Origin of the sequence: Thermogladius sp. (assembly GCF_049970955.1) — an archaeon.
Classification (GTDB): domain Archaea; phylum Thermoproteota; class Thermoprotei_A; order Sulfolobales; family Desulfurococcaceae; genus Thermogladius.
The window spans coordinates 1-3,840 of sequence record NZ_JBMFLY010000072.1 but is presented as its reverse complement, the minus strand read 5'-3'; the positions used below and the strand labels follow the sequence as shown (position 1 = coordinate 3,840).

The following is a 3,840-nucleotide window of genomic DNA, read 5'->3' as shown; positions in this document are numbered from 1 at the left end:
TGTCGAGGGACTTAAAGGTCTCCTCGGAGATCGACTCGACGATCTTTGTTACAGTCTTACTAGCCTCCACCGCGTCACCACCCCTCGCTCAAGAGCTTTATGGCGAGCTCGTTCCTGGTCTTCAAGACGATGTCGCTCACGGGCCCGCTCTCGATTATCTTGCCGTCGAACATGACGTTTACGTAGTCACCGATCCTGAGGGCCTGGTTCGGGTTGTGCGTCACCATGACGATCGTCATCTCGTTCTTCAGTTCTCTGAGGGTCTCCTCGATCTTCTTCGCGTTTATCACGTCGATGTTCGCCGTGGGCTCGTCTAGAAGTAGCACCTCTGGCCTCATCGCAAGAGCCCTAGCTATACACAGCCTCTGCTTCTGGCCCCCGCTCAACACGTGGGGGTGCTTATCCAGTTTGTCCTTCACCTCATCCCACAACATGGCTTTCTCAAGGGCCCACTTAACCAGCTCCCTCAAGGAACCCCTGTCCTTGGCCACACCGTTGACCTTGGCTGGGAGCGCCACGTTCTCGAAGATCGTCAGGTGGGGGAACGGGTTGGGTACCTGGAACACCATGGCTACTCGCCTCCTCACGTCTACGGGGTCCATGTCGAAGAGGCTCCCACCGTTCAAGAGTATGTCTCCACTCCTCCTCACGTTGGCATTGAGCTCGATTATCCTGTTTATGCTCTTAAGGAAAGTCGATTTACCCGAGCCGCTCGGTCCGACTATGACCGAGATCGAGTTCTTGGGCGCGCAGAACTCGACTCCTTTGAGGATCTCCACGTCGTTTATCCACAAGTGGAAGTCCACAGCCCGGATATGGCACCTCACAGCTCCACACCCCTCACCATTCGAGACAGCGCGAATAGAGCAGTGTACACGACGTAGAGGACTAGCGACGCGGCCCACGCGAACTGGAACTGGGAGGGGAATGGGGAGCTCGAGAGGGTGAAGATGAGCGTCGTGATAGTGGACGACGGCTGGAGTAGGCTGTAGAGCGAAGAGGGGTAGGTGTTAATGGCGTTGCCGATCGTGAAGAGGAGCGGCGCCGTCTCCCCCATCACCCTCGCCAGGGTCAGTGCCACAGTTGATGCCACCCCCGACTTTCCTATTCCAATCAGTACTTTCCTCAGTACCAACCACCTCGTGAGCCCGATCGCGTAGCCGGCTTCGCGGTAAGTCTGGGGGATGCTCGAAAAGACGCCCTCTAGGTACGATATCTCTACCGGTAGCGCCACTAGAGCCAGCGATATGGAGCCGGCCAAGAGGCTCTGCGTCCTCATGGGTATGACGAGTAGGCTGTACACTATGACGGAAATCGTGATCGTCGGTAGCCCGTACAGGCTCGTGAAGACTACCCTCAGGAAGTCGACGAACCACCTCCCCCTGTACTCGACCATAGTGAACGCGGCAACGAGGGCCACGGGGGTCGCCAAGGCGACGGCGATACCCGACGACACGAGAGTCCCTACTAGGCTGGGGCCCACACCACCAACCGGGGCGTCTTGGTTGGGGAGGGGTGGAGTAGCGTACAGCAGGCTCAGCCCGTTCAGTAGTGCAAGGGGGAGCCCGTACACAACCACTACGATATGTACTACGAGTATCAGGGTCAGGGACACGAGCGCGGAGGTCAACAATGAGACCCTGACGAGTGCGACCTTGAGAGACCGCCGCCTACTCACTTACCACCACCCTGAACCTTTTGTTGAGGTAGAGACCAGCCGCGTTCAACGACAGGGATAGAACGAAGAGTATCAGGGACGAGGCGAACAACACGCTGTCGAGGAGGGGGTACATGACGGAGTAGCCGAAGTTGTTCACTATGAGAGAGGGAATGGTCGACACCGGCGAGAGTGCGCAGGGGGTTATCACGTACTGGTTGCCCGCGACTAGTGAGACTATAGTGGTCTCGGTCAGGACCCTGCTGGACGATAGTAGTAGGGCTGAGACTATTGCCGGCCTTACCATCGAGAGCTTCATCAGTATGACCTCCTCCTTGTAGAGCCCTATGCTGTAGGACGCCTCCACGTAGGACTTCGGTATCATTCTAAGAGACTCCCTGACCAGTGCGGCCATGTAGGGTACAGCGGAGATCGAGAGGATCACAGTGGCCGTCATGAGGTTCTGGCCAGTCAGGGGCCTACAGGCGAATAGAGGCAAAAAGCCGAGCAACTCGTGTAGGGGCCTCTCTAACCAGTCCTTCAGTACGTTGGACATGAAAGCAAGGCCTATGTACGCGTAGATCACCGTGGGAAGGCCCGCGGACAGGTCGATCACGAGGTTAACTAGTTTGCCGGCTAAACCCCTCAAGTACTCCTCTGCTAAAACCACTAAGGGTATGGAAAAAACAATGATTAGGGGCATCGAGTAGACGGTCACGAGGACAGAGCCCAGGAGGGGTGCGAGGAGCCCGTACTCACCCTCGTCTGTGTTCCAGACGGAGCCTAACAGGCCCGCCCCGAGCGTGAGGATGGACGGGGCCGACTTAACGGCCAAGACGTACACGACCAGGGCGAACAACACGACGAGGATCGCCAGGTTCAAGCCCACCAGGTAGACGAACTTGTCTGCTGAAAAAACCCTTGCCCTCATCTTAGGCACCCTGTGTGAGGCTGGTCAACAGCTCGCTAACAAGTCTCTGGGGGAGCGGGTAGAACCCCTCGATCGTGTTCTCCTGCCCCTTCGTGAGTATGAAGCGTATCCACATGTTGACGGCCTCCTGCTTGCTCTTGTCGGGGTACGACGCCCAGAACAACTGGTAGGTGAAGGTGACCAGCGGGTAGGAGTTGTTGCCAGGCGCGTATATCACCTCGCTCGAGGACTGGCTCCAGTCCGCTCTAACAGTTGAGGGGAGCTTGTCGATTACGCTCTCCACGGCGGCTGATACGCCATTAGGGGTGGGCAGGACGAAGAAGCCCTCCCTGTTCTGCAGCGCGGCGTACTGTAGTCCCGAGGACAGGGCGTACTGGACCTCCACGTAGCCTATGGTGTACGGGTTGTTTTTCACTGCGAGAGTGAGGCCGTCGCTACCCTTCGCGCCGATAGCCCTGCTGGACTCGGTTACGAAGGTCGGCATGGACAAACCAACGAGGTTGCTCGGCCATAGGGAGGGACAGGACCGCGAGAGGTATGTGGTCAGGGTATTTGTTGTCCCGCTTTTGTCGCTCCTGTATACGACAACGATATCCTTATCGGGGAGCTTGTCGGCGACGGCTGGGTTGAGGTTCTTGATAGCAGGGTCGTTCCACTTTGTCACGTTGCCTCTCAGGATCTCGGCTAGTAGGCACCCCGTGATGTTCAGGTGGACCTCTCTAGGTATCTCCGGGATGTTGTAAACAACGACGACCACCCCGACCGTGATCGGGAGCTGTAGGACTCTACCTTCATAGTTCTTGTAGACGTCGTGTGGTAGTGGTACGTCGCTTCCCGCGAAGTCGGTGGTTCCGGCCAGGAACATGCTGATCCCGGCACCGCTTCCAACCCCCTGGTAGTTCACCTGGACACCCGTCTCCTGCTGGAACAGTCTAGCCCAGTACTGGACTAGCGGTGCCTGAAGCGTAGAGCCCGCACCGTTAAGCACAACGCTCAGAGGGAGAGTAGTCGGGGTCGGGGACGAGTGGATGGGCGATGGAGAAGTCTGGCCCGTGTACGGTCCTCCCGTGTACGTCCTGCCCGCCATGTAGAACCAGGCTACTCCTAACACGATAATGATGATTACGAGTACGGGCAAGATAACTTTTTTGCCCATATTGGCCCCACTAGGAATATATGATTGGATTCGTGTTTTTCAACGCGAGTACAATAACCTTTAAAGACCGCAATAAACTTTAAAGTTCGTGCGGAG

The 3,840-nt window shown here is 57.0% G+C and carries 4 protein-coding genes; all 4 read right to left on the bottom strand.

The window, feature by feature from the left end; translation table 11 throughout:
- Window positions 1-74 precede the first annotated feature (74 nt).
- The 4 genes from ACP5VX_RS06435 to pstS are packed head-to-tail and all read right to left on the bottom strand — an operon-like array spanning window position 75 to window position 3,726.
- Window positions 75-827, bottom strand: coding sequence for a phosphate ABC transporter ATP-binding protein (locus tag ACP5VX_RS06435; RefSeq protein WP_428725060.1), 753 nt, complete (start codon window positions 825-827; stop codon window positions 75-77).
- Window positions 824-1,678: a PstA family ABC transporter permease gene (locus tag ACP5VX_RS06430; RefSeq protein WP_428725059.1), complete on the bottom strand. Its 855-nt coding sequence runs from the start codon at window positions 1,676-1,678 to the stop codon at window positions 824-826. The genes ACP5VX_RS06435 and ACP5VX_RS06430 overlap by 4 nt, the downstream gene beginning before the upstream one ends.
- A complete protein-coding gene (locus tag ACP5VX_RS06425) occupies window positions 1,671-2,588 on the bottom strand; it encodes a PstC family ABC transporter permease (protein ID WP_428725061.1) in 918 nt (305 codons plus the stop codon). The genes ACP5VX_RS06430 and ACP5VX_RS06425 overlap by 8 nt, the downstream gene beginning before the upstream one ends.
- Window position 2,589: 1 nt before the next feature.
- A complete protein-coding gene (gene pstS, locus ACP5VX_RS06420) occupies window positions 2,590-3,726 on the bottom strand; it encodes a phosphate ABC transporter substrate-binding protein PstS (RefSeq protein ID WP_428725058.1) in 1,137 nt (378 codons plus the stop codon).
- Window positions 3,727-3,840 lie beyond the last annotated feature (114 nt).